We start from the raw sequence: 24,798 nt of genomic DNA on the forward strand, positions 1-24,798 counted from the left end.
GGGCGGAACATTTGCATGATTATATTTGTATATTAAATCTATAAAAATAGTAGATTATTATTCATGAACGACTAAATGCAGGCAGTATGAAGACCTATCAACTCAAACTCACATACCCCGAAACGTTGAGTGTGCATCACATCACATCGCTGGTTGAATCGGTTAAGGGCGTAAGGATACAACGATTGAACATCATCGGGCGCGGGCGCGAGTTTGTGGGGGTATTGGTGGTGGAGGCGGCGGGCCTGCTGCACTACGACTCGCTCGTGGAGCGGCTGCGGTCGCGCCAGGAAGTGCTGCTCGATGAACCGGAGGTTGTGCCGCTCTAATAACTTCTTCTCCGCCGCAGATCATTAGAAGGGCTTGGTTATTAGCTTATTGAATCCGGAAATGATTTGTGTCGAACCGGTAACAATGACAACCACCAGGCATATGTTTAAAGCATTCAGAATCTGCATTGTTCTCAACGTATTTTTGTCGCTGACCGCCATTGGTGGTCGGCGGTCAGCGATCGGGGATCAAAAACGTCCCAATATCGTCATCATCATGGCCGACGACCTCGATAGCCGGCAGCTGAGCTGCTATGGAGGACAAAACCTCAAAACCACGCATATTGATGCGCTGGCAAAGGATGGATTGAAATTTCATAACCTGTTTACCTCGGAAGCGATGTGCGTGCCTACACGGGCATCGCTTTTTACGGGTTTGTACCCCGTGCGCCACGGCTCGTTCCAGAACCACAAGCCGGTGTACGATCATTTGAAAAGCGTCGGACATTACCTGGCCGACCTCGGCTACCGGGTAGGACTGACGGGTAAAGACCATGTGACGAAACCTAAAAGCGTATTTCCGTTCGATATCGTTCAAGGCTTTGAACCCAACTGTGTGGCTCCGACGGACGACTACCGCCTCGACGACGTGAAGAAATACATTACCGGCAGCGACAAGCCCTATTGCCTTTTTGTCATGAGCATTAATCCCCACGCACCCTGGACCGTGGGCGACACCACTGAATTCGAAGCGGCGAAACTGAAACTGCCTGCCAACTGGGTGGACACGCCCGTTACCCGCAGGCAATTCGTGAAATACCTCGCCGAGGTACGCAGGCTGGACGATCAGGTGGGGGAGATCCGTGCATTGCTGGAAGAGACAGGACAGGACAAGAATACGATCCTGATCTTCCTCGGAGAGCAGGGTGCACAGTTTCCGGGAGCGAAGTGGAACCTGTACGATACTGGTCAGCGGAGCTCGATGCTCGTCCGGTGGCCGGGGAAAGTAAAGCCGTCGACCGAGACCAACGCATTGGTACAATACGAAGATATTACCCCTACGCTCATCGATATTGCCGGTGGAAAGCCCGTTGCCGGCCTCGACGGACGCAGCTTTTTGCCCGTCCTAACAGGTAAAAATAAAGAGGCGAGAAACTACGCCTACGGCATTCATAACAACATTCCGGAAGGGGATCCTTACCCGATACGCAGCATCCGCGATCACCGCTTTAAGCTGATCCTCAACCTCGCATCCGACAAGCCGTATTACAACCGTTTCATGATGGACCGCAACTGCAAAGATCGCAATACCGTGTGGTTCTCGTGGGTAGATGACACCGCAGATCCGAAGGCAAAGAAGATCACCGACCGTTTCGAGCACCGTCCGGCCATTGAGTTTTACGATACCGAAAGAGATCCCTTTGAACTGAAAAACCTGGCAGCGGACCCGCAATATGCGTCACGCATTACCACTCTCCGTACGGAACTCGAAGCCTGGATGAAGCAGCAGGGTGATGAAGGTGCTTTGATCGACAGGGTGTATCGCTGATGGGGATGGCTGACCGCTGACGGCTGACCGCCGACGGCCGACCATAGCCAATCGACCATAGACCAATGGTTTTGATTGATAGTAATGAAGAGAACCTTCCAATCTGATGCTTAAACTATCCCAGACTGCAATTATTTTCAACATACTACTGTCGCTGTGTGCGATCCATGGTCCGTGGTCGATAGTCTATGGTCAAAAACCATCGATCGGTGGTCGGCCGTCAGCCGTCGGCGGTCAAAAATACCCCGGCACCAGACCGAACATCCTCCTCATTATGACCGACGATCAGGGGTACGGCGATTTCGGCTTTACAGGGAACCCGCATGTTAAAACACCGAACATCGACCGGCTTGCTGCCCGCTCCACGCGGCTGACGAATTTTCATAATTCTCCCGTTTGCGCCCCTACGCGCGCGAGCTTGCTGACGGGACGCTACCACCAGCGCACGGGCGTGCATGATACCTACAATGGCGGGGCGATCATGGCCGCGGAGGAAGTGACCCTGGCCGAAATCCTTTCCAAAAGCGGTTACCGGACCGGCATTGTCGGTAAATGGCACCTGGGAGACAACTATCCGTTCCGGCCGTCGGACCAGGGGTTTCAGTACAGCCTTGTTCACGGAGGTGGCGGGGTAGGGCAGCCGGGTGATTTTTTCGAGAACTTCATCCGAACGGATAGCAGTTATTTCAATACCACATTGTGTGAAAACGACCGGAAAGTGCAGCGGCAGGGCTATTGCACGGATGTTTTTACCGACCAGGCCCTCGAATTTCTGAAAGAAAAGAAGTCGGCACCGTTCTTCCTTTACGTTTCCTACAATGCCCCGCACACGCCGCTGCAACTGCCTGCAAAGTATGAGGATATGTACAAGAACCTCGCTTCCGACACGGAAACGGATCGGCAGGAGGGCAAAGCCTGGGCCAAAATGACCGACAAGGACAAGGCCGATGCCCGGAAAGTGTATGGCATGGCTACCAATATTGATGACAATGTAGGCCGTATTCTGGCGGAAATCAAAAACCAGGGCCTCGAAGAAAATACCATCGTCATTTTTCTAACCGACAACGGCAATCAGCAATTGCGTTTCAATGCGGGTTTCCGAGGCTTGAAGGGAAGTGCCTGGGAAGGTGGTACGCGCGTGCCGTTCCTGATTTCCGGTGCGGGGCTTTTCCAGCCGGATAGGGATGTGAATGCATTGCTGGCGCATATCGACGTGCTACCCACGTTGCTGGAAGCCGCGAAAATTCCTTTGCCTGCCCACATTAAAACCGATGGCCGCTCCGCATTGAAAACCATTCAGGGCAAGGTGGCGGCGGCCCCGCGCGTTTTCTACAACTCCTGGAACCGCGGCTGGCCGGAACCTTACCGCAATGCGGCTTTTTATGAAAACCACCACAAACTCGTCGCATTCAATGCAGATGGGAATGATCTGAATACATTCGGCCTGTTCGACCTTGACAAGGATCCATATGAAGAACATAACCTGGTAGCGTCGGAGCCCGCACTGGCGAAGCGACTTAAAAAGGGTCTCGACAGCGTTTTCAACGACATTTCAAACAGCCCTAACCTCGCGCCGAGACGGATCATCGTAGGCTCTGCCCACGAGCCGCTTTCGATCCTTACCCGGCAGGACCTGAGCGGTACCAACATGGGCGCCTGGCTCTCCGACAAGGCCACCGGCTATTGGAACATGACCATCGCGCAGGACGGCTTTTATAACCTCCGCTCGATCCACACCGGCATTATCCCGAAAGGTACGCGCAGCCTCGTGCGTGTAGGACATGTACAGCGCAGCGCGCTCGCGAACGGGGATGCCAATGCGGTCACCATCCCGAAAGTGTGGTTAAAGAAAGGAGATTATATCGTCGAATCCTGGTTTGAAGGGCAAGGTGGGGTCACAGGGCCGTATTACCTGGAAATTGAGCGTCTTGCGCGCTGACCATGGACCATAGACCGCCGACCATGGAATGCATTAAGCGTACTAAAAATATTTAACAATTGAATCAACGCAAGACCATGGTCGATGGTACATCGTCTATGGTCAAAAAAACATAAGTCCCATGCTAAAACAACTCCTGTTTGCCGCTGCGCTCTTACACGCCGCCAACTGGCAAGTCTGCGCCCAGAAAAAGAAGGCCCCGCAGCAACAGCCTCCCAACATCGTCCTGATTGTTTCTGACGACCATAGCGCACCGTTTTTGAGCAGCTATGGCTATCCGCAGATCAAGACACCGAATATCGACCGGCTTGCGCAGGAAGGTATCCGCTTTACCCGCGCTTACACCACCGCGCCGCAATGCGTGCTCTCGCGCGCGGCGATCATGACCGGGCGTAACACCCTCGATGTGCAGATGACCCGCTTTTCGGCGCCGCTCGATGCTTCGGTAACGGCCTATCCCGAGCTGCTGCGCAAAGGCGGCTACCATACGGGTATTCTCGGCCGGAATTTCCACCTCGACGGTAACCGCCGTGTGCCCGAAACGGTGGCAGTTTTAGAAAAATATGGCCTGGAAACCTTCAAAAACCGGGTCGATTACCTGAATGCGACCGGTAACCGCGACAGCATTTTTCAGCAATACACCGAGTTTCTGGACAAAGCGCCCAAAAACAAGCCTTTCTTCGTGCAGGTAGGGTACAGCGATCCGCACCGGATATTCAATGCCAAAAACTTCGAACCCGATCCGCAATCGCTCACATTGCCAGGGCACTGGCCGGATACCAAAGGAGTACGGGCTGATTTCGCAGCTTATCTTGGCGAAATCCAGCGCCTCGACAGCGATGTGGGCCGGGTACTGGACGACCTGAAAAAGCGCGGGCTGGAAGAAAATACGCTCGTCGTGTTTATCGGCGACAACGGCGGGGCATTACTGCGCGGCAAGGGTACCTTGTACGACCTGGGCATTCACGTGCCGCTGATCGCCCGCCATCCGAAGCTGATCAAAGCGGGGCAGGTGAGCGACGTGCTCGTGTCGGGCATCGACATTGCTCCCACGTTTCTCGCTGTGGCCGGCGTATCCGTGCCGAAAGAGATCACCGGCAAAAGCCTTACTCCCGCATTTACCGACCCGCAGCAGGGCGGGCACGAATACATTTTTGCGGTCCGCGGTGCGCACGGACAGGGCTTGCCTACCAATTCTTCCAATTTCGATTTGGGCAGGACTATTTTCAATAAAAAGTATAAGCTGATCTACAATGCGATCTGGCAGATTCCCTATCACCCGGTTGATTTTGCCGGGCAGCCGTTCTGGCTGGATTTGAAACAGCAGCATGCCGAAGGCAAACTCGACGAGAAATACGACAAGCTGCTTTTCGCGGACCGTCGCAAAATGTTCGAAATCTATGATTTGCAAGCCGATCCTGACGAGACGAATAACCTCTCCGGCAAAGCCGAAGTAGCCACCATCGAGCACGACCTGAAAACGCGCTTGCAGGAATGGATGATTTTGAACCGGGATTATTTACCGTTGCCGATAGCACCGGAGAATTGAGCAGCCGGGATTGGAGGGGAAACGCCATTCACCCCACCCGCTTCGCATTCGAAGCTTCGATCCATTCGCAGACATCGCATTCGGGACAGGTCGGTAGTTCGTCGAAGTCCCCGCGGTTGCGCACGCCGCCGCATTTCGCGCAAGCGATGTACTCGCAGTTTTCATGGGTTTTCGACGAGAGTTTTTTTTGCAGCTCGCTAGGGAAAATGGGCAGGCCGTAACGGACGTCTTCGTCGGCATAAAACAATACGCTGAATTCGCCGGATGTTTCGATGAGTACGGTGCGTACCTGGCCGAGATGTTCTACATTACGCAGGCGGAGTTCGGCGAAGAATTCGTCTTGCGAGAGCCCCGACTCGCGAAATGCGTCCATGGAAAGTTTGCCATTACGGATCACATATAGCGGCTCGCCTTCGAGCAGCTTTTCGATTTTAACGAAACGGTCTGAAAGCCTGGTAATCGTAATGTAAAGGGCAATCACGACCAGGAAAACCACGAATGCCGGCAGAATGCCCACATCGTCGTAAAACATCGGATCGCCGGCGGCTGAGCCCAGGCCGATGATCAGTACCAGCTCGAAAATGGAGAGTTGCTTGATCCCGCGCCTGCCGGAAGCCCGCAGCGCAATTAAAATGATCAGAAACATAATGACCGTCCGCAGTACCACTTCCAGCAGGAAGCCGAAAGGGTGGTCGTGCATGAGGATTTTCCGTAAATCGGCGAATTCGGGCATGGGCTGAGGTTGTTTGGCTATATACGTGCAAAATGTGTGCCGGGCCTGAGGGCAGACGGCCGATCATGGACCGCAGACCGCAGACCATGGACCATGGACGGCTTACAGCCAACCGCTGAGGATTGCATTGCGTCGAAAACCCAAATCCATGGTCTATGGTCGGCGGTCTATTGTCCATCGTCCGCCGAAGGCCCATAGGCCCTACATCGTACCCGCCAGCACCCACACCAGCACATTCACCACATAGCCGAACTTCGTGCGCAACACGCGCAGGCATTTGCTGATATGAAACTCGACAGTCTTCTCGGAAAGGTCTAGCAACTGGGCAATTTCTTTATTGGGGACGCCGCTGCGGCTCATTTCGAATACCTGCTTGCTCTTCTCGGGCAGGTTAGCGAGCTCGCGGGAGTAGATTTCCTGCACTTCTTTCAGCGAGAGCCATTCCTGCACCAGGTTGGCCGATTGCGACGACAACGTTTCCAGGTCGATGTCGTTCAGCGAGATCGTGTGTTGAATGAGCTGTTTCCGCAAATAGGAGATAATGCGGTTTTTGAGGGCAGAAAAAAGGTAGAGATTGAATGCTTTTTCAATGGTAATGCCCGTGCGTTGGAGCCACAAATGCACGAAGAGATCCTGGACGAGGTCTTCGGACACCTCACTGTTGCCGGTCTTCCGCACTGCGAGCGCGTAAAGGCGGGGCGAATACCTGCGATGAAGCTCCGCAAAGGCCAGCGAATCGTCCGAAACCTTTGCAAGCTGCCATAATTCGAGGTCGTCGTTGTCGCGGTAATCCTTACTCATGAGGTGCATTCTTCAACTTCGTTCAAAAGTAATAAGGATTCAAATAGTATTTGTCATAAAATTTCTTCAAAAGTCACTAGGGATGTGGGCGTACCGTGCGTCCTGTTAATAGGGAACCGAGCTAACAGGTCATTACAAACACATTATGAATAATAACAATATTTCGCCGGAGCTATTGAAACGCTATGTCGAAGGACAATGCACACCGGAGGAAGCGTTTCAGGTCGACGAATGGTACGCGTCGTTATCGGAGGAAACCGGTGACCGGGCGGCATTCGATCAGCCGCGGCATTTGGGCAAAGTGCAGAACGAGATCCGGAAACTATCTTCTGACGCCGCTTCCATGGAAGAGGTGCGGACCATACCATTGCAGCGTTCGCCAGTGTTGCAGCGGTTGCTGCGGTATGCGGCAGCGGCCATGATCCTCCTCGCGGTGGGCACTGGCGGTTATTATTTTCTATCTCAAAACAAATCCTTTTTCAAAGCCGGCAGCAATACCATTGCGATCGTGAACAAAACCCGCCAGGTACGCAAGCATACATTCCCCGACGGCTCCGAAGCCTGGCTGAACCCCGGTACCCGCATTACCTACGCCAAGGACGATTTCAAAGCCGATTCCCGCGAGGTTTCCCTTGAAGGCGAGGCGTTTTTTGAGGTAACCCATGACGCGTCGCGCCCGTTCTTTGTGCACGGCGAGTCGGTGAAAGTGAAAGTGCTGGGTACGAGTTTCAATGTGCGTGCGAACAAAGGTGACGCGGAATATGAGGTATCGGTGGTAACGGGTAAGGTATCCGTAACGGCTGATAAAGGCAGGGAGGTAATGCTTTTACCCCACCAGCAGGCGGTTTTCAAAGTGGCGTCCGGCGAACTGGTGAGCGAAGCTGTACCCGATGTGGCCGAGAAAGCGCCTTTGTGGCAGCCTGTTTCACTTACATTCACCGACGCGAAGCTGGGTGAAGTCGTACAAAGGCTTGAAGATAAATTCGATGTAAAAATCCGTTTGGAAAACCCGAATCTTGAAAACTGCCGTGTTAAAGCGACTTTCGACCAGAACCGGCTTTCAGAAATATTGGAAATGACCATGCAGATCGTGGATGCGAACTACGTGATGCAAAATGGTGAGATTGTGATCCGCGGGGAAGGATGCGCCGCTTCGGAATAGCAGATAATTTAATCAATACCAATCAAAACAGACACTTAACAGCCGCCCTATGACGAAATTCAACCAACCGAAATAATACCCGCTTCAAAAGAAAATCAGGAGTGTTGGAGCCACCCCTGATCCTGAACGAAGACCTTGATGGAACATCACTGGCCGGTGATGCAAGGCTTCCTATTGTTCATATTAACCATTTCAAACTTATGTATTTTTTCCTTAAAAGCAAGACGGCATACCATATTATGCGGTTATCCATTTTACAGCTTTTCCTGATCGGAATGATTGCGGCGGGCGGTTATGCGAGGGATATCAATGCGCAGGACCTGCTGGCCAAAAACGTGAGCATCCAGGCGGACAATATCTCCCTGGGCAGCGCCCTGGACCGTTTGGAGAATCTGGCCGGCGTGCGTTTCGCTTACAGCCGCAGCATTATCCCCGTGCGCACCAGGGTAAGCCTGAGCGCCAGCAATGAGAAACTTTCGGCGGTGCTCGACCGGCTTCTCCTCCCTTTGCAGATCGAATACCAGCCCGGCGATGGGCAGATCATCCTCAAACGCAGCCGCAAGGTGTCGTTTTTGCAGGAACCGCTCGTACCCGGTGCCGCGCAGACCGTCGGTGTTGCGAGCGCGGCCGATATCCGGCTCACCGGTACCGTCGTCGACGACAAGGGCGACAAGCTCCCCGGCGTGAGCGTGGTGCTGAGAGGAACGCAGCGCGGCACGGTTACCGACGAGCAAGGGGCTTATACCCTTGATATTCCGGATGATAAGTCTGCCGCTGGCCCGCCCGTGCTGATATTTTCGTTCGTCGGCTATTTGTCCAAAGAAGTGGTGGTAGGTGCTCAGACCGTCGTGGATGTGACGTTGGCAGTGGATTCGAAGTCGCTGGAAGAGGTGGTCGTGGTGGGATATGGAACACAGTCCAAAAAGAATATTACCGGCTCGGTGGCTACGGTGCAGGGGTCTGAAATCACCCGCAGCCCGCAGGCGAACATCTCCAATTCATTTGCCGGGCGTTTGCCGGGCCTGATCGCCAACAACCGCTCCGGCGAGCCGGGGTCGGACGGTTCGAGTATGTTGATCCGAGGCCGTGCCACGACCGGCAACAGCAGCCCGCTGATTGTGATCGACGGCATCGCCAATGCAATCGGAGGGCTGGACCGCCTGAACCCGAATGATATTGAAAGCATTTCCGTGCTGAAAGATGCTTCGGCAGCCATTTACGGTGCGCAGGCCGCGAATGGGGTTATTTTGATTACTACCAAAAAAGGCATTGCAGGAAAGCCGCGCTTCGATTATTCCTTCAACCAGGGCTTCGTACAGCCCACGCGCCTGCCCAGGTTTGTCGACGCGCCTACCTACGCGGGAATCCTGAATACGATCGATTATTACCGCAACCCGTCGGGAGGGATGAACCAGCGGTACAGCGATGCGGAGATCCAGAAGTTCCGCGACGGCTCGGACCCGATCAATTACCCGAATACCAACTGGGTGAAGGAGCTCATGAAGCCGGTTGCGCGCCAGAACCAGCATAACCTCTCCGTTTCGGGCGGGACCGAGAAGATTAATTACTTCGTGTCGGCCGGGACATTGTACCAGGACGGCCTCTACCGCGACGGCGTGAACAAATACCGCCAGTACAGCGTCCGGTCGAATATCAATGTGAATGTGAATGACAAACTGAGCTTCGGGATCCAGCTCGCGACGCGGCGTGAGAACCGCAGCTATATCGCGGGTTTCGGTGCGAGTAATGTGTTCGAGTTTTTGTACAGAACTTATCCGACGCTTCCGGCCCGGTATCCCGACGGTAAACTCGGGGCAGGGGTAGAGCAAGGCAAGAACCCGATCGCAATGGCGACATTGGCCGGTACCAACAACAGTCCTACTACGGTTTCGAACGGTATTTTGAGAGCCAGCTACCAATTGCCCATCAGCGGCTTGTCGGTCGACGGCTTCTTCTCTGCCGACCAGAGTTTTGCATTTACCAAAGAAATGAGAACCAACTGGATCGTTTATCAATACAACAAAACTACCCAGCAATACAGCACCGTACTGGGGGGGCCTGCCAAGGCGCAGATGTACGAGAGCCAGACCAACAGAGCTTTGCTGACGGGTAATATCAAACTGAATTATGTGAAGAACTTCGGCGACCATGCCTTGTCCTCGTTCATTGCTTACGAGCAGAGCCGGGAGACGCAGGAGTTTTTCAGCGCATCGCGCAATAACTTTATCACCACGCAGCTACCCGACCTGAGCCAGGGCGGTGCGCAACCGGTCGATTTCGGCAATAGCGGAAGTAGCTACCGTACCTCGCGCCGGAATGTGTTCGGGCGGGTGAACTACAACTATATGGGGCGCTACCTGGCTGAAATTCAGCTGCGGTACGACGGGTCGTCGGTGTTTCCGAAGGGCAATCGTTATGGGTTCTTTCCGGGTGTTTCGTTGGGCTGGCGGGTGTCGCAGGAGCCCTGGTTCCAGACTGGTAATGCCGTCAACGATCTCAAAATCAGGGCTTCGTATGGAGAGCTGGGCAACGACCGCGTGAACCCCAACCAGTTCCGCGACAATTTCCAGGTGCGAAATGGTGCATTCTCGACCGGCAGCAATGCCAGCAATGTGCCGCTCATTCAGTATTCGTTGCTCGCCAACCCGAACATTACCTGGGAAGTGGCCAAAAAATACAATGTGGGCCTCAATTCAACGCTCTTTAAGAAGCTGACTTTCGATCTCGACCTGTTTTTCGAGAACCGTACCAACATCCTCGCCAGCCGCAACGTGAGTATTCCTGCACTGACCGGTATCAGCAGCTCGCAAATCCCGAAAGAGAACATTGCAGAGGTGCACAACCGTGGTCTGGAAACGCAGATCCAGTATGCGGGTAGTCGTAACAACTTTACCTACAACATCGGTGGTAACTTCGCATTTGCCAAAAGTGAGGTGATTTTCATCGACGAAGCCCCTAACACGCTCGACTACCAGCGCGCCACCGGCATGCCGCTTGGCTCGGACCTCGGTAATCCCAATGCCGACCTCATGTACCGCGCTATCGGCGTATTCAAAACGCAGCAGGAGCTGGACGCTTACCCGCACGTTTCGGGCGCGGGAATGGGCGATCTCAAATATGAGGACTACAATGGCGACGGGAAGATCGACGCCGCCGACCGTATCCGCTCGCAGTATAGCAATGTGCCGCAGATTACCTATGGTGTGAACCTGGGCGGCGGCTGGAAAAACCTCACGCTGAATGTTCTGTTGCAAGGCCAGGCGCGTGTGGCGCAATATGTGGTGGTGGAAGCGGGCGAGTTCAGCAGTGTGATGCAGTCGCGTGCTGAGGACGCGTGGAGCCCCTCCAACCCGAACGGCAATTCGCCGCGAATCGATTCGCGCACGGGTACGGGCGTGAACGGCAGCTATAAAAACACGTTCTGGTTCCAGAATACCGCTTTCCTGCGTCTGAAAAACGTGGAGCTGGCTTACAATGTGCCGCAGAAGATCATTTCAAGAATCGGGCTGGGCGGTTTGCGGATCTATACCAATGGGTTCAACCTGCTCACATTCACCAAAGTGAAAGATTTCGATCCGGAAGGGGACAATGGCAATGCATTCTTCTATCCGCAGCAGAAAATCTACAATGTGGGCCTGAACGTGACATTCTAAACTGACAAAGACATGAGATTGAATAAACTGATACTAAGCTTGCTCACTGGCGCGACGGCCTGCCTTACCGCCTGCGACGACGCATTCCTGGATACCAAACCGACCGACATTATCTCCGACCAGGCCATTTGGGCCGACTCCGCATTGGCCGATGCGTATGTAGTAGGCCGTTACGTGGGCGTGCAGCTATCGACCGAGGGCGACAAGCCGGGCTTCGGCCGCGGTTTCGAGGATGCGTGGATGAGTTCCGTGACCGACGAATCGATCTGTAATTTTGATAATGACACCTATTTCGTGCAGCAGGGTAATGCCGCTCCCGACCGCACCGGCTGGATTTCCAACACCTGGACGCGCAGCTACCGCAGCATCCGCGAATGTAACTACGGCCTCGCCAACCTCGATAAAGTGCCCATGAGCGAGTCGGGTAAGAAGCGCCTGAAAGCCGAATTGCGCTTTATCCGTGCCTATCGTTACCACGACCTGATCCGCAACTTCGGCGGCATTCCCGTGATCGGCGACAAAGTGTATACCCTGGAAGACCGCGATTATACCGAACTCTACCAGCGTAAAAGCATTGAGGAGAGCATTACTTATGCGGTCAGTGAGCTGGATGCGGCAGCCGCCGGTCTGGCCGGCGCGGGCGTGATCCCCGGCCGTGGTTCGGAGAATGCGGCATTGGCATTGAAAGCGCGTTTGCTGCTTTATGCGGCAAGCCCGTTGTACAACAATAACCAGAACGACGCCGCGAAATGGCAGAAGGCTGCCGACGCCGCCAAAGTGGTGATAGATAAGGGCGCATTCTCGCTGCATAATGACTACCGAAAGCTTTTTATTACCAATAATACTTCGGAGGATATTTTCGTCCGCCTCTATTCGCCTACCAACGAGCACACCAACCTCGAACTCGTGAATGGCCCGAACGGCTACGGCGGCTGGGCTGGTAACACGCCTTTACAGAACCTCGTGGATGATTACGAGATGATGGACGGTACCAAAATCACCGATCCGAAATCGGGTTACAATCCGAAAGAACCTTACAAGAACCGCGACCCGCGCCTGACGATGACCGTGTTGTACAATGGTGCAGCTTACCGCGAGCGCAATGTGGAGACGTTTGTGCCGGGTGGCCAGGATAGCAAGGACGGTAATGAAAACTGGAACACCACCAAGACGGGTTACTATGTTTACAAGTTTATCAATGACCAGAGCCCGATCCGCAATGCCAACCAGACGGCCACTCAGCCCTGGAAATACATCCGCTATGGCGAAGTCCTGCTGAACTACGCCGAGGCCCGGAACGAAGCAAGCGGCCCCGACGCGACCGTTTACAGTGCCCTGAACCAGATCCGTAAACGTGCCGGAATGCCCGATTTGCCGGCCGGCCTCACGCAGGCGACCATGCGTGAGCGTATCCGCAACGAGCGCCGCGTGGAGCTGGCATTCGAGGAGCACCGGTTCTTCGACGTACGCCGCTGGAAAATCGCCAATGTTACCGAAAACGTGCCTGCTTACGGCGTACGGCCGGAGAAGAAGCCCGACGGTTCCATTGAGTACGTGAAGATCATCGCATTGGAAGGGCGTAAGTTCCAGGACAAAAACTACTGGCAGCCGATCCCGCAAAGCGAGATCCAGGCTTCGGGCGGGGCATTGAAGCAGAATGCCGGGTACTAACCTCCGTTTTTGAAAATATAAACCTGAAAATCATTCAGTATGAAAAAAATATTTTTTGTGCTGGGCTTGTTGATGCTCGCACAGGGCAATGCCTTTGCCCAAACCTTTGAGGCAGAAAGCGGAGTCCTTTCCAATGGTGCCGACATTCAGGGCTGCGGAAGCTGCTCGGGTGGGAGCCAGGTGGGTAACCTCGGCAATGGGGCCGTGGTGATTCCCGTGAATGTGGCTGCGGCCGGTAACTACAACATCATGGTGACATACAGCACCGGCGACCCGCGCACCATTAACGTCACGCCGAACGGCGGCACGGCTATTGCCGTTTCCTGCCCGGCTTCGGGCGGGTGGTCGACTCCGGCTTCCATTTCCGTGAGCATTGTTTTGAATGCGGGTGGCAACAGCATCCGCCTCGACAACCCGAACAACTACGGCCCGAATATCGACAAGATCACATTCTCGCCGATCAACACACCCAATATCCGGAGCATCGCATTCGGGACCAACAATCGGATCGATTATGACCTGGCAAACGGGCATTACTCGGTGTATTTCAACAATGTGAAAGTCATTGGCGAAGCTACTTCCAGCGCTAATTCGGATCAGGTGCATGAAAGTACCGGTTTTACGAGCCGTACCTATTCGTCGTCGCCCGTTACCGACGCGTTCGGCAGCGGTACGAAGCACGTGATCACGATGACCAAAAGCGGGGCGATCGGCATGCAGCAGGTGTTTTACACTTATCCGGGCAAGGAGCATTTCTTTACCGAGCTGGTGCTGACAGGCAATGGTTCCAATTCTTACAAAATGACACCGCTCGTTTCTAATTACGTGGATATTCAGTCCAATACCGACCGCCGTGCATTGTTTGTGCCGTTCGATAATGATGCCTGGGTGCGCTATGACGCGAAAGAAGTGCGGTATGCCAATTTTTTCAGCTCGGAAGCGGGTGCTATTTACGATAATGCCAACCGGAAGGGCCTGGTAATCGGCTCGGTGGAGCATTCGGTTTGGAAAACGGGGGTGAACCTTGTGGGCGAGGGCAGGAGCACGACCAACTATGTGGCGGTGGTGGCCGGCTGGACGCAGGAAAGCGTCACCCGCGACAAGCGGGGCCACGGATGGGTGTCGGTAGGACAAACCGCCTGCCGTTCACCGCGCATTCTGGTAAGCTACGGCGCCGATTGGCGTGTCCATTTCGACATTTACGGGCAAGCGAATGCATTGGCCGAGCCGCGCTACATTTTCAACTGGACAGCCGGTACACCTTTCGGCTGGAACAGCTGGGGCGCCATTCAGTCGGCGATTAATTTGCCGAAAGCCAAATCCGTGGTGGATTTCTTCTCTACCGGCGTGCCCGCTTTCCGTAACAGCGATAATACACTCTACATCGACCTCGATTCGTACTGGGATAATATGTCGGGCGGCGGCCTGAACGGCAACTTTTCGGAACTGACGGAGTTTGCCAATTACTGCAAAAGCAAGGGTTTTAAACCAGGCATTTACTGGGCTCCGTTTGTAGACTGGGGCAAATATGCCCGGCAAATGGAAGGCAGCACCCATAATTACCAGGACGCCTGGACCAAAGTGAACGGCAACCCCGTGGAGCTGGACGGCGCCTATGCATTGGATCCCACCCACCCGGGTACGAAGGCACGCCTGCAAATGGTGATCGGGAAGTTCATCGCCTGTGGTTTTGAAATGATTAAAATCGATTTCCTCGGTCACGCATCGCTCGAAGCCGACAGCTATTATGACAACACCATCCACACAGGGATGGAGGCCTACCGCAAAGGAATGGAGTACCTCACCGACCAGCTCGATGGTAAAATGCTCGTGTATGCGGCCATTTCGCCCAACCTCGCCACCGGGCGGTACGCACATATGCGCAGGATCGCGTGCGATGCCTACAAGGACATCAACGAAACAGCCTACACATTGAACAGCACCACCTACGGCTGGTGGCAGAAGCACATTTACAATTACCTCGATGCCGACCACCTGGTGTTCGGAACGCAGACCGACGGCGAAAACCGCGCCCGCTTTGCATCCGGCATCGTGACTGGCACCCTCATTACCGGCGACGACTTTTCGACCACCGGTGCATGGACCACCAAGGCGCAGACGCTTTTGCAGAATGACGACCTACTCAGCCTGGCGGCCAGCGGTACGGTGTTCACGCCTTTGGAAGGCAATACCGGCAACCAGGCCAATGAGGTGTTTGTCAAAAATGCGGGGAATAAATCCTACCTCGCGATTTTCAACTACGGCGGCTCGGCCAAGACGTTCAATATCGATTTGCAAAGGGCAGGTATGAGCGGGTCCGATAACTACTCGACCCGAGAGCTGTTCAGTGGCGCTCAGAACGCCCGCCAAACGGCCACGCAGGTGCAGGGCACCTTTTCAATTACAATACCAGCGGCAGATGCAGCGATTGTCGAATTGGGCAATACCACCTTGCCTGTGACGCTCATCGGGTTCACTGCCGAAAAATCGAATACAGGCACATTGCTGCAATGGAAAACCTCCGATGAAACCAACAACAAGGAGTTCGTAATCGAGCGCAGCACCGACGGCAAGGCGTTCAAGGCGATTGGTAAGGTGGCCGGTGCCGGTGATTCTTCCAAAGAGCAATCCTATGCCTACCACGACCTCGCACCGGTGATGGGGGCTATCAATTATTATCGCCTGAAACAGGTCGATTTCGATGGCCACAGCGAGCGGTCGGCGATCAGAATGGTGAATTACCGGAGTGCGGACGATGCCAAATCACGCATTAACATTTATCCCAACCCGGGCGCGGATGAGTTGAATATCAAACTCGGCGAATCGCTGGAAGGAAAAGTGATGGTGCGGCTCGTGGATATGAACGGCAAATGCATGCTTTCCAGAAGCTACATCAATCCGGCAGAAGTGATTTCGGTGCCGGGTATCCGGCCGCTGCGGGCGGGAATGTATGTGGTGGAAGTGGAATCGGCCGACGGCGTAGTGCAAAACACCCGATTCAATAAAAATTAATTGGCAGTAGGTTAAAATGGTAATATCAAAGAGGTCTGTAAGATTGTTTACAGACCTCTTTTGTTTTATTTCCGAAGGAAGAACCGGCTGGTAGCCTCCGTACCGTCCTTGCGGGTCACTTTCAGCAAATAGGTGCCGCCGGGTATGTTTTGAATGTCCAGCTGGCCGTCGGCAGCCATGCTCACAGGTCGGTGCATACGTCCCGAGAGATCGGTCATTGTGACGCGGGTAATGCCGGCGGGATTGCTCACGTACACGGGCCCGCTGGCCGGGTTGGGAAATACCCATTGCCCAGCGCTCTGCCATTCGACAAGCCTCACGCGGCTGTACGCCTGCGCCCCATCCACGTCGATCATATGGAGGCGGTAGAAGTTCCTGGCGCCCGATGGCCGTGCGTCGGCAAAGCTGTATTCTTTCCGGACAATGCTTTCGCCCATTGCCTTTACGGTTCCTATCACCGCCCACGCCCTGCCGTCTATGCTGCGCTCGATTTCAAAGCGGTCGCTGTTGGTTTCTTCGGTGGTAGCCCAGGTAAGCAGGGCCGTCGGGCCCTCGGGTTTCGCTTCGAAAGCAGCCAGCGTAACCGGCAGCGGGGTAACGCGGGAGGCAAATGTGTAGGCCGTGTAGGTATCGGGCGACAATCCGCTGACGGTCGTGATGGAGCCCGCTGTGAAGCTGCTTGCCCCGCCGAGTACAGACGTTGCGTCCACCTTGGAAGTTATCGGCACCCATTGTGAGCCGTTCCAGCCTGCGATGGTCAGCTTGTCGAGCTGTGCGGTTGTAAGCCCGGAAATATTGCTGCCTGCATCCCAGGTGAGGGTAATGGGCGTGGTGTTTGTACCGTTGATATCCCAGTATTCGATCGTGCTGACGGCCTGCAAGGTAGCCTCGAATGTGGCTGATGGAAAAGGCCCGCCGGCCGGAAGTACCGGGTAGTTGCCGCCTCCCAGGTTGCTGGTGATGGCCGAAGTGGGGTCCGAATGGTAGTAGGCGCCGTCGGTGGCATCGCCGGCTGCCGCAAACGGGCCGTAGAAGCCATTGTCGCCTACGGGGAATACAAACTGCGAAGTGCCATACTTGCGCACGTACCCATCCACATGCGCGGCATCGGATGCACCGGTATGCGAAGCGGTTGCCGCAAAATTAAGGGCACCATTCGGGTCAGTCCGCACTGTGCCGATAATGCCCGGCAATGCGCCGCTGCCGCCGTTCACAAAGTCGTGTGTGCCGAAGAAAGTCATCTGGGCCCCTCCGAAAATATAGGTATTGCCCGAACTGCCCTGCTGGGCCTGCACCGTCCCCGACAGGGCGAGCAAGGCAAGGAATGCACCGCGATGCATCCATGATCCTGAGTAAATAGCTCTTTTCATGATAGGAGGCGGGTTATTTACCAATAGCCGTGCTGGAAGCATTGTCGCCCGAAGCGTTTTTCAGCAGGCTGCGCAGGGACGCTACTTCTTCCCGCGAAAGGGTCTTTCCGGCAAGTTCGGCGGTGAGCGAAGCGTTTTTCGATTTCAGCTCTGCCACTTGTGCCTGCAACTGCTCGATGAGCGCCTGCTGCTCCTGAACCGCCTTCACGATCAGCGGAGTTACTTTGCCATAATCTACGAGCCACGGCTCTGTTTTAGGATCTTTACCGCCCACAGTTACCGCATTGGGGAAGATTTTGTAGAGATCCTGCGCGAGGAAACCGGTAAGGCGGTTTTTCTTCTCGTCGATTTTGTAGTTGTAATCGGCTACGCGAATCTTCATCAGGTCGGCCAGGCCATATCTGGTTTTGCCGATGTTTTCTTTGAGGCGGATATCCGATGTGGTATTGTACTGCACGGAGTTCACGTTGTTGGCCGGGCTGCTGATGGAGCCGATGGTGTTACCCGAGCGGTTGAAGATCTGCCAGTTCAATGCGTCGCCGCCGCCGATCACTTTGGTCAGGTACAGGTTTGCGCCTACCGACGAGCGCTGTACGGCCAGCGTACCGGCCGGATTGAGCTCCACGCCATCTTCACTGGAAGTGCCAAGAATCATAGAACCCGTGAGAGCGCCCGCAGGTGTCACACGTGTAATGCCCGCCACCTGCAAGCGCGAGTTGGGGGCGGTAACGCCTGTTCCAATCCCGACGAGGCCCGCCTGGGTAACTGCCATGCGTACCCCGCTATGGTCCTGAATTGTAAATGCGAGATCTCCTAATGTGGCATCGCTTCGCATGGCGATACGCATGGGGTAGGTGTCGCTGGTCGAGTTGCTGAAATCGATATAGCCGTTGGTGACGCCTGCATTGGCGCCGGGATCGCGGAACAACTTGATACCGCCGTCAGGGGTAATGCGGGTATGTTTGAGGCCGTCGTTGTTACGGGCTTCCACATAACCCGTGCGGTAAATCCACGCGACCTTATTGCCGCCGGCGTCGTTGGTTGTGTTTCTCAGGTACCAGGCGGTGCGATTAGGTGCCACGTAGCTAACCCAGCTGCCGCCGTTACAAACATATTGCTGGCCAAAAGTCGGGCTGGTTTCCAGGGTGTCCGTATACAGCTGGCCGTCGGTACAGCTTCCGGTTGGCGCGCCTCCGCCGAAAGTGTAGGTATAGTTGGTTTCACCGGCCGTCGCCACCCATTTGGTGCCGTCGTTGTAGTAAAAGCCGGGGACTACGTCGTTGGCCGTTGCGGTGTTGTAAACCGTCATACCGGCCACGTGTGCATTCAGGGGAGCGGGATTTGTAGTTTGTGTAAGTGGAAGACGGGGCAGTAATAGTCCTTTGCTCGTACTTTCTACTTCAAGCATGGAATTGGCATTGATGGTGGTCGGGTTATCGCCGACCTTCACCTGGGCAAACAACGGCGAAGCCAGCAAGCTTAGCCCGAATACCGCAGAACATAATTTTTTGATTTGTAATAGTCTGATTTTCATAAGCTAAAATATTTAGAAGGTAAATTTGATAAAGGCGGCCTCCACCGGGGACTGCGGTGGAAGGACTGTCGAAATATTTCTTAACCGAAAGGTCAGGACTTGCGGATCGATTTGTTGTACCCGATGAAGATGGTGCAGATAGAAAAATTTCTACAAAAAGAATTGGACGTTTTTTTGCCGCTATGGATGGATTGTAGATATTGTTGCAGGAGTTGGAATCTCCGTGCTGACGTAGTACTTCTAAGGAGAAAAGTAGTAATTGTCAGTGGAACATATATTTTAGTAATTTGAAGGGTAAATAGCCCTACCTACAATAGCGTTGAACTATGAGAATCCTCCTGATCGCGTTGATTTCTCTCATAATGCATGGTTTTTCCGCCTCAGCGCAGCAGGAGCGGTTTATTGTTTCCCAGTACAATACCGATAACGGCCTTCCCCAGAACAGCGTCAAGGACATTGCATTCGATGAATGGGGATACTGCTGGCTTGCCACGGAAATGGGCATGGTGCGTTACGACGGGCAGCGTTTTGTGACCTACGGTCCTTCCGAAATACCGGGTTTGAAATCAGCCAGATTAGCAGGGCTGACGGCCGACGCACGAGGCACACTGTACGCACGGCTATATGGGGAGCAGATCATCAAAGTAGCGGTTTCGGGGCCACATGCGGCGCCTGCCCCGAAACTGTTGCCGAAGTGGTCGGTACATGTGGGGCTGCAAGGGGTGGCGGTCGATGATCAGCGTATGCTGGATAAGCTGGCCTATTTTTACAATCACCTGGGGCAGCATCCATTTCTTTTTTCATCCAGTATTTCCAATAAGGAAATTTATCTCAGAAATGAGAATAGCCTGCTTTATTTGTCGCCGGAACTCAAAGCGCCATCGAAAATCAGGGACTATACGAGCGGGAAGCCGGAGTATGCGATCTTTGCCGGGCAGTTTCTGGCTTGCATTTTGCCGGGAAACCGGGTAGAGGCCTGGAAAAATGGCCGTTTGATGTCCGTCCACACGTCAATCGGAGGGCCGTTAGCTTCTCATACACGTTTCCTTTCCGGCGATTTTCACGCATTTCCCGGCCACGACGGGCTGTATGTGTATGCGGGCGACGACCTATACAAAGTGATGCTACGGAATGGCCGTCTGCATTCCGAAATCGAGTTGGAAGGCGTACATGTGCCTTTTTTGAGTTGTATCCGGTTTTTGCCCCGGCAGCAGACCTATTACCTCGGCTCCGCCACAGACGGGTTGTTTGTGGTACAGAAAAAGCAATTCACGGCACCGCGATTTTCGTCGCCCGTTCTCGACCAGAGCCTTTATGCGCAAGCGAAGCTGGGCGAGGACAGTCTGATCGTAAGGAACATGTTGGTTTCTATGGATCGGCCACCTCGTCCACTGCCGATCGACATTGGTATCGGGCCCTGGTTTTTCGCCCCGGGAAATGGAGAGCTGTATTATGAGCAGAACTTCAAACTCAATAAACTGTACATTGCGAGTGGGCAAAGCCGGGTCATTACCTCCGGGCACGGGATGGTGCACATGAGCCAGGCGGATAAGGGACAGTATTTTTTTGGTTCGGCCAATGGATTTGGCAAACTGGTGAACGACAAGGCCGTGGGATACAAGGAATTTCCCCAGAAGGCCAATATCCTTTTCGCCAGGCAGATCCGTCCGTCCTATTTCCTGGTTTGTACTGAAAAAGGGCTCAAATGGTATGATTACGAGCACAACCGGATCGATAAGTCGGTGCTGGAATCCATGCCGATACGGACGGTGTATGCCGAAACTGCCGATAAAATATGGATCTCCACTTACGGAAAGGGGTTTTATCTTTTGCAAAACAAAAAACTCTATCATATGCCTACCGGTCCGCGGCAGGCGCTCACGACCGTTCATTCATTTATCGAAGATGGTCAGGGGTTTTTCTGGCTGCCGAGCAACAATGGGCTCTTTAAAGTAAGGAAGAGCGAGTTACAGGCGTTCGCTGAAAAGCGGCTGGATAAGGTCAATTTTTTTCGCTTCGACCGCACCGACGGCCTTCCCACGAATGAGTTCAATGGGGGCTGCGATCCTTCCTACATTTGGTTAAAGGATAGCCTCCTGTCGCTCCCTTCCATGAAAGGGCTTGTGTGGTTTTATCCCCATAAAATCAAGCCCTATTACCCTAATGAAGGCATTTTCGCCGACAGTCTGACGGTAAAAGGCCGGTCGATCCCGTTCAATACCCGTGGAATCGCCCTTTCACCCGACTTCAAACGGCTTTCCATCCATGTGTCCTCGCCGTACTTCGGCAATCCGGAGAACCTCGACCTCGAATACCAGGTAGCCGGGCTGGACGCCGATTGGCACAAAGTGGAGAAGAATGGCGAGGTAACGATCGCAAGCCTTCCGCCGGGCGACTACAAGCTGTTGGTCAGGCGAAACAGCGGCGATATCCCCGACAGCCGGGCACAGTTTGTTTTGCCTGTCGAGGTGCAGCCGTGGTTTTATAATACCTGGTGGTTTTATGTGTTCTGTATTTGCGTATCTGTCGGGATTGGCTACCTGCTGTTCAAACGACGGCTCACGAAGTTGCAAAAGGAAGCCCAGGAACTCGAAAATGTCATTTCCGCACGTACACGCGAGCTGAAAAGCGCGGTGGACGACCTCGCCAAATCGGAAATGGCATTATTGGAAAGCAACCGGTTCAAGGATCATGTGATTACAATGGTACTACACGATATGCGGTCGCCGCTCCGGTTTATTTCGCTCATTAGCGGCAATCTTTTGAAAAATCATAAGCAGCTTACATCATCGGACCTCGACGCCTACCTGGGCGACCTGCATATGGGCACGCAAAATCTGCTGGGCTTCACCGAGCAGTTTTTCATGTGGATCAGCACGCAGCAGCAGGGGTTCAAGATCAGCAAGAACCTGTTTCCGCTGAATGCATTATTCGAGGAGATCGCCTCGCTTTACAAGGAGCTATTCAAAGTCAATCATAACCGGCTCACTATCGTGCGCACCGATCTGGAATGCATTTCGGACTATCAGATTCTTTCGGTGATCATCCGTAATCTGATCGACAATGCGAACAAAAACACGACCGACGGGGAGATTACCCTGTCATGCCGGGAGGAAAACGGGCAATTGCTGATTTCGATCAGCGACACAGGGCAGGGACTGAATGACGAGCAGATTGCCCTGTTTATGAGCCGTGACCGGCAGACCGGCAACCGCGGTACGGGTAGTTTGTTGATCCACACCATGCTCGATTACATTAACGGCAGCATTTTGATAGCCAGCCAACCCGGGAAAGGCAGCACCTTTACGATTCTGCTTCAAAATCTGACCCAATTTGATACATCTGGGCAAGATGGTTCAGTTCCAGGAGGTTCTTGATTTCCAGCTTGTCGAAAACGCGGCAGCGGAAACTGCTGGCTGTGGAGGCGCTGATCGACAGTGCGTTGGCGACTTCCAGGGCTCCGTACCCTTTGAGCAGGAGCAGCGCTACTTCAAACTCCCGTTTCGAGAGCTTGTCGAAGGGCGTGTTGGCTACATTGCCGATCAATGCATTGGAAAAAATCTCGCTCTGGGATCTGGAAATGTACCGGCGGCCCTGGCTTACGACCTGGATCGCCTCGGCAAGAACCTGGTCGGGCTCGGTTTTGTTGACGTACCCGAGCGCACCCTCGCGAAAGAAGCGGGCCGCAAAAACCTTGTCGGGTTTCATGGTGACGACCAGGATTTTGAGCTTTGGCCGGATGCGTAAAATATCGGGAATCAGCGCGAGTTCGTTGGTCTCGGGCATATTCAGGTCGGTAATAAGCATGTCGAACTCCCGGCCGGTAATCTTCTCGATCACTTCCCGGCCTGTTTCGGCAAATTCTACGTTCACGCTGAATCCCAGGACTTCTTTGACGACCATCTGAAGTCCTTTCCGGACAAGCTGGTGATCGTCGGCTATGATAATGGAGAGCGGCATATAGGCAACGGGTCCTTTCAGGATTACGGTTTGATCGTAATGACTGAAATTAATGCATTTCAACCTGAATTACAAAACAGCAGCCAGACATTAATTTGATAAAACCGAGGCTAATTCGACGATGTTGATGACGTTTTTCTTCAACATGACCGTACGCTTGATGGTACTTACCGTACTGTGCCTTACGTTGAGCGCCGTCGCTATTTCGGAGGTTTTCATCCCGCTCACCAACAGCCCTGCCACCTGCTGTTCGCGGGGCGAGAGCTTGTTGGGTTTTCGTTGCAGGTTATATTTGAGGAAGTTACGTATTTGCGACTGATTACCGGGATCGAACAGGAATTCATAACCGAATTTCTGCAATGTGCTTTCACAGATGTACCTCCGCGAGGCGAGTACTTCGCGAAGACACTTTTCCGTTTCGAGATCGGGACAGCCCTTGGAAATGCACGCGCTGGCCCCCGAAAGTACGAGCGACAACGCTCTTTTGTAAAGATTGTCGTTGTACATGATCACCCACGGGATGGTGTTGTATTTCTGTATAATCTTCGCATCCAGCCCCGTCTTTTCATTCACCCCCACCACTACCAGATCTACTTTATGGTTTGCAAGATATTTCGAAATGCCGGCAACTGTGCCGGTTTCTAAAAATGTAAACTCGTGTTCGAGATTTTTGAAAAACTCTTTAAGACCTCTCAGGATGATCGGGTGGGAGTCGTATAAAATTACGTGGAGCATGGTAATGATGCGTGTCTGCGAAATGCGTGCCGGTTACCCGGTGCTTGGTATACGTTAGTCCAGAGTCTGAATGGCTTGCACCAGGTTGGTGACCGAAAGCTTGCGGAATGCGCGGGCTTTCAGGGTACTCACGGTGCTGTGCTGGATCTGAAGGCGGTCGGCGATCTCGCCGGTTTTCAGACCGTTTTTAAGTAATGATGCTACTTCCGATTCGCGGCTGGTGAGCTGGCGCACGCGTGGGCGGTATGCACCGGCGCCATTCCGGATCGCCCTGAACCGCCAGTACTCCGTGTTCACATGCGCCTGGGTGGTTGCACACACATAGCGCCGCTGTTGCAACACGGCCGAAATACCTTCCTTCAATGCGGTGTCGTTACATTTCTTCGACATGCACGCGCCGCCGCCGAGGGCCATCAGGTCCATCGCGATTTCGGCACCTTCTTCGGTGTAGAGTACCGCGGTTTTGGGAAGTATCGGGGAAATAACCTCGTTATTGAGGTTGTCGACGTCATTGACGCTCAATACCACGAGGTCGAAGCGCTGCGAAGTCGCTAATTTGTAGAACTGGCGCTCACGGGAAGCTTCGGTCACTTTCATGCGCAGTTCCATGGTATCCAGCATGAGCCGGATTCCTTTACGCGAAATAGGATGTAAATCGAATACTAATACTTTCAGAGTGCTTTCTGGTTTCATTGTCACGGGGCGGTCTGTTTTCACAATGCAAAGATTCACCAACCGTGCATGTTTTGCAGTGGCTCTCCGCCGACCCGTTTGTAGCTTTGCAGCCACACGGTCTGGCCGTCCGGCGATGCTGTGGCCCGGCGGCCCGGCGTCCGGCGCTCCGGCGTCCGGCGCTCCGAC

Annotated in this window: 16 protein-coding genes; 9 read left to right on the plus strand and 7 right to left on the minus strand. The window is 53.9% G+C overall.

Features of this window, described 5'->3' with window-relative positions:
* The first annotated feature begins 86 nt into the window (after nt 1–86).
* From J2Y43_RS28190 to J2Y43_RS28205, 4 genes are all read left to right on the plus strand, one after another.
* Nucleotides 87–329, plus strand: coding sequence for a hypothetical protein (locus tag J2Y43_RS28190; RefSeq protein WP_106596537.1), 243 nt, complete (start codon nt 87–89; stop codon nt 327–329).
* A gap of 103 nt (nt 330–432) precedes the next feature.
* On the plus strand, nt 433–1,818 hold the full coding sequence (locus tag J2Y43_RS28195) for a sulfatase (RefSeq protein ID WP_309990408.1): 1,386 nt from the start codon (nt 433–435) through the stop codon (nt 1,816–1,818).
* A gap of 106 nt (nt 1,819–1,924) precedes the next feature.
* A complete protein-coding gene (locus tag J2Y43_RS28200; RefSeq protein ID WP_309990411.1) occupies nt 1,925–3,757 on the plus strand; it encodes an arylsulfatase in 1,833 nt (610 codons plus the stop codon).
* A gap of 121 nt (nt 3,758–3,878) precedes the next feature.
* The gene (locus J2Y43_RS28205; RefSeq protein WP_309990414.1) at nt 3,879–5,306 is read left to right on the plus strand and encodes a sulfatase; all 1,428 of its coding nucleotides are present in this window, start codon (nt 3,879–3,881) and stop codon (nt 5,304–5,306) included.
* A gap of 28 nt (nt 5,307–5,334) precedes the next feature.
* Here J2Y43_RS28205 and J2Y43_RS28210 read toward each other — a convergent pair whose 3' ends face one another.
* Together J2Y43_RS28210 and J2Y43_RS28215 are read right to left on the minus strand one after the other, a co-directional pair.
* A complete protein-coding gene (locus tag J2Y43_RS28210) occupies nt 5,335–6,039 on the minus strand; it encodes a DUF421 domain-containing protein (protein WP_309990416.1) in 705 nt (234 codons plus the stop codon).
* A 201-nt stretch (nt 6,040–6,240) separates the two neighbouring features.
* Nucleotides 6,241–6,840: an RNA polymerase sigma-70 factor gene (locus J2Y43_RS28215; RefSeq protein WP_309990419.1), complete on the minus strand. Its 600-nt coding sequence runs from the start codon at nt 6,838–6,840 to the stop codon at nt 6,241–6,243.
* 145 nt (nt 6,841–6,985) lie between these two features.
* On the opposite strand from J2Y43_RS28215, the gene J2Y43_RS28220 reads away from it, so the two are divergent.
* From J2Y43_RS28220 to J2Y43_RS28235, 4 genes are all read left to right on the plus strand, one after another.
* Nucleotides 6,986–8,002: a FecR domain-containing protein gene (locus J2Y43_RS28220; RefSeq protein ID WP_309990422.1), complete on the plus strand. Its 1,017-nt coding sequence runs from the start codon at nt 6,986–6,988 to the stop codon at nt 8,000–8,002.
* Between the two features lie 200 nt (nt 8,003–8,202).
* Nucleotides 8,203–11,655, plus strand: a complete 3,453-nt coding sequence (locus J2Y43_RS28225) for a TonB-dependent receptor (RefSeq protein ID WP_309990426.1) — start codon at nt 8,203–8,205, stop codon at nt 11,653–11,655.
* A gap of 12 nt (nt 11,656–11,667) precedes the next feature.
* On the plus strand, nt 11,668–13,326 hold the full coding sequence (locus J2Y43_RS28230; protein WP_309990430.1) for a RagB/SusD family nutrient uptake outer membrane protein: 1,659 nt from the start codon (nt 11,668–11,670) through the stop codon (nt 13,324–13,326).
* A 39-nt stretch (nt 13,327–13,365) separates the two neighbouring features.
* Nucleotides 13,366–16,338: a T9SS type A sorting domain-containing protein gene (locus J2Y43_RS28235; RefSeq protein WP_309990434.1), complete on the plus strand. Its 2,973-nt coding sequence runs from the start codon at nt 13,366–13,368 to the stop codon at nt 16,336–16,338.
* A 65-nt stretch (nt 16,339–16,403) separates the two neighbouring features.
* Here J2Y43_RS28235 and J2Y43_RS28240 read toward each other — a convergent pair whose 3' ends face one another.
* Together J2Y43_RS28240 and J2Y43_RS28245 are read right to left on the minus strand one after the other, a co-directional pair.
* Entirely contained in the window at nt 16,404–17,708 is a 1,305-nt protein-coding gene (locus J2Y43_RS28240) for a T9SS type A sorting domain-containing protein (protein WP_309990437.1), read from the minus strand.
* A 13-nt stretch (nt 17,709–17,721) separates the two neighbouring features.
* Nucleotides 17,722–19,242, minus strand: coding sequence for a tail fiber domain-containing protein (locus J2Y43_RS28245; RefSeq protein WP_309990439.1), 1,521 nt, complete (start codon nt 19,240–19,242; stop codon nt 17,722–17,724).
* 326 nt (nt 19,243–19,568) lie between these two features.
* Here J2Y43_RS28245 and J2Y43_RS28250 point away from each other — a divergent pair, with 326 nt between their 5' ends.
* Nucleotides 19,569–22,619 (plus strand): ATP-binding protein, encoded by a 3,051-nt coding sequence (locus J2Y43_RS28250; RefSeq protein WP_309990444.1) that lies wholly within the window; start codon nt 19,569–19,571, stop codon nt 22,617–22,619.
* Here the strand turns inward: J2Y43_RS28250 and J2Y43_RS28255 are convergent.
* Genes J2Y43_RS28255 through J2Y43_RS28265 form a run of 3 tightly spaced genes read right to left on the minus strand, consistent with a single transcriptional unit; the run spans nt 22,546 to nt 24,630 of the window.
* The gene (locus J2Y43_RS28255) at nt 22,546–23,265 is read right to left on the minus strand and encodes a response regulator transcription factor (protein WP_223404698.1); all 720 of its coding nucleotides are present in this window, start codon (nt 23,263–23,265) and stop codon (nt 22,546–22,548) included. The genes J2Y43_RS28250 and J2Y43_RS28255 overlap by 74 nt on opposite strands.
* 27 nt (nt 23,266–23,292) lie before the next feature.
* Nucleotides 23,293–23,937, minus strand: a complete 645-nt coding sequence (locus tag J2Y43_RS28260; protein ID WP_309990447.1) for a response regulator transcription factor — start codon at nt 23,935–23,937, stop codon at nt 23,293–23,295.
* A gap of 54 nt (nt 23,938–23,991) precedes the next feature.
* Nucleotides 23,992–24,630 (minus strand): LuxR family transcriptional regulator, encoded by a 639-nt coding sequence (locus J2Y43_RS28265; RefSeq protein WP_223404703.1) that lies wholly within the window; start codon nt 24,628–24,630, stop codon nt 23,992–23,994.
* Nucleotides 24,631–24,798: the final 168 nt, after the last annotated feature.

Source organism: Dyadobacter sp. BE31, assembly GCF_031457695.1.
Taxonomy (GTDB): Bacteria; Bacteroidota; Bacteroidia; order Cytophagales; family Spirosomataceae; genus Dyadobacter.

What these genes read in the sequence shown, in the direction of transcription:
- J2Y43_RS28190 (WP_106596537.1), top strand. Translation starts at nt 87, where the DNA reads ATGAAGACCTATCAACTCAAACTCACATACCCCGAAACGTTGAGTGTG.
- J2Y43_RS28195 (WP_309990408.1), top strand. Translation starts at nt 433, where the DNA reads ATGTTTAAAGCATTCAGAATCTGCATTGTTCTCAACGTATTTTTGTCG.
- J2Y43_RS28200 (WP_309990411.1), top strand. Translation starts at nt 1,925, where the DNA reads ATGCTTAAACTATCCCAGACTGCAATTATTTTCAACATACTACTGTCG.
- J2Y43_RS28205 (WP_309990414.1), top strand. Translation starts at nt 3,879, where the DNA reads ATGCTAAAACAACTCCTGTTTGCCGCTGCGCTCTTACACGCCGCCAAC.
- J2Y43_RS28210 (WP_309990416.1), bottom strand. Translation starts at nt 6,039, where the DNA reads ATGCCCGAATTCGCCGATTTACGGAAAATCCTCATGCACGACCACCCT.
- J2Y43_RS28215 (WP_309990419.1), bottom strand. Translation starts at nt 6,840, where the DNA reads ATGAGTAAGGATTACCGCGACAACGACGACCTCGAATTATGGCAGCTT.
- J2Y43_RS28220 (WP_309990422.1), top strand. Translation starts at nt 6,986, where the DNA reads ATGAATAATAACAATATTTCGCCGGAGCTATTGAAACGCTATGTCGAA.
- J2Y43_RS28225 (WP_309990426.1), top strand. Translation starts at nt 8,203, where the DNA reads ATGTATTTTTTCCTTAAAAGCAAGACGGCATACCATATTATGCGGTTA.
- J2Y43_RS28230 (WP_309990430.1), top strand. Translation starts at nt 11,668, where the DNA reads ATGAGATTGAATAAACTGATACTAAGCTTGCTCACTGGCGCGACGGCC.
- J2Y43_RS28235 (WP_309990434.1), top strand. Translation starts at nt 13,366, where the DNA reads ATGAAAAAAATATTTTTTGTGCTGGGCTTGTTGATGCTCGCACAGGGC.
- J2Y43_RS28240 (WP_309990437.1), bottom strand. Translation starts at nt 17,708, where the DNA reads ATGAAAAGAGCTATTTACTCAGGATCATGGATGCATCGCGGTGCATTC.
- J2Y43_RS28245 (WP_309990439.1), bottom strand. Translation starts at nt 19,242, where the DNA reads ATGAAAATCAGACTATTACAAATCAAAAAATTATGTTCTGCGGTATTC.
- J2Y43_RS28250 (WP_309990444.1), top strand. Translation starts at nt 19,569, where the DNA reads ATGAGAATCCTCCTGATCGCGTTGATTTCTCTCATAATGCATGGTTTT.
- J2Y43_RS28260 (WP_309990447.1), bottom strand. Translation starts at nt 23,937, where the DNA reads ATGCTCCACGTAATTTTATACGACTCCCACCCGATCATCCTGAGAGGT.
- J2Y43_RS28265 (WP_223404703.1), bottom strand. Translation starts at nt 24,630, where the DNA reads ATGAAACCAGAAAGCACTCTGAAAGTATTAGTATTCGATTTACATCCT.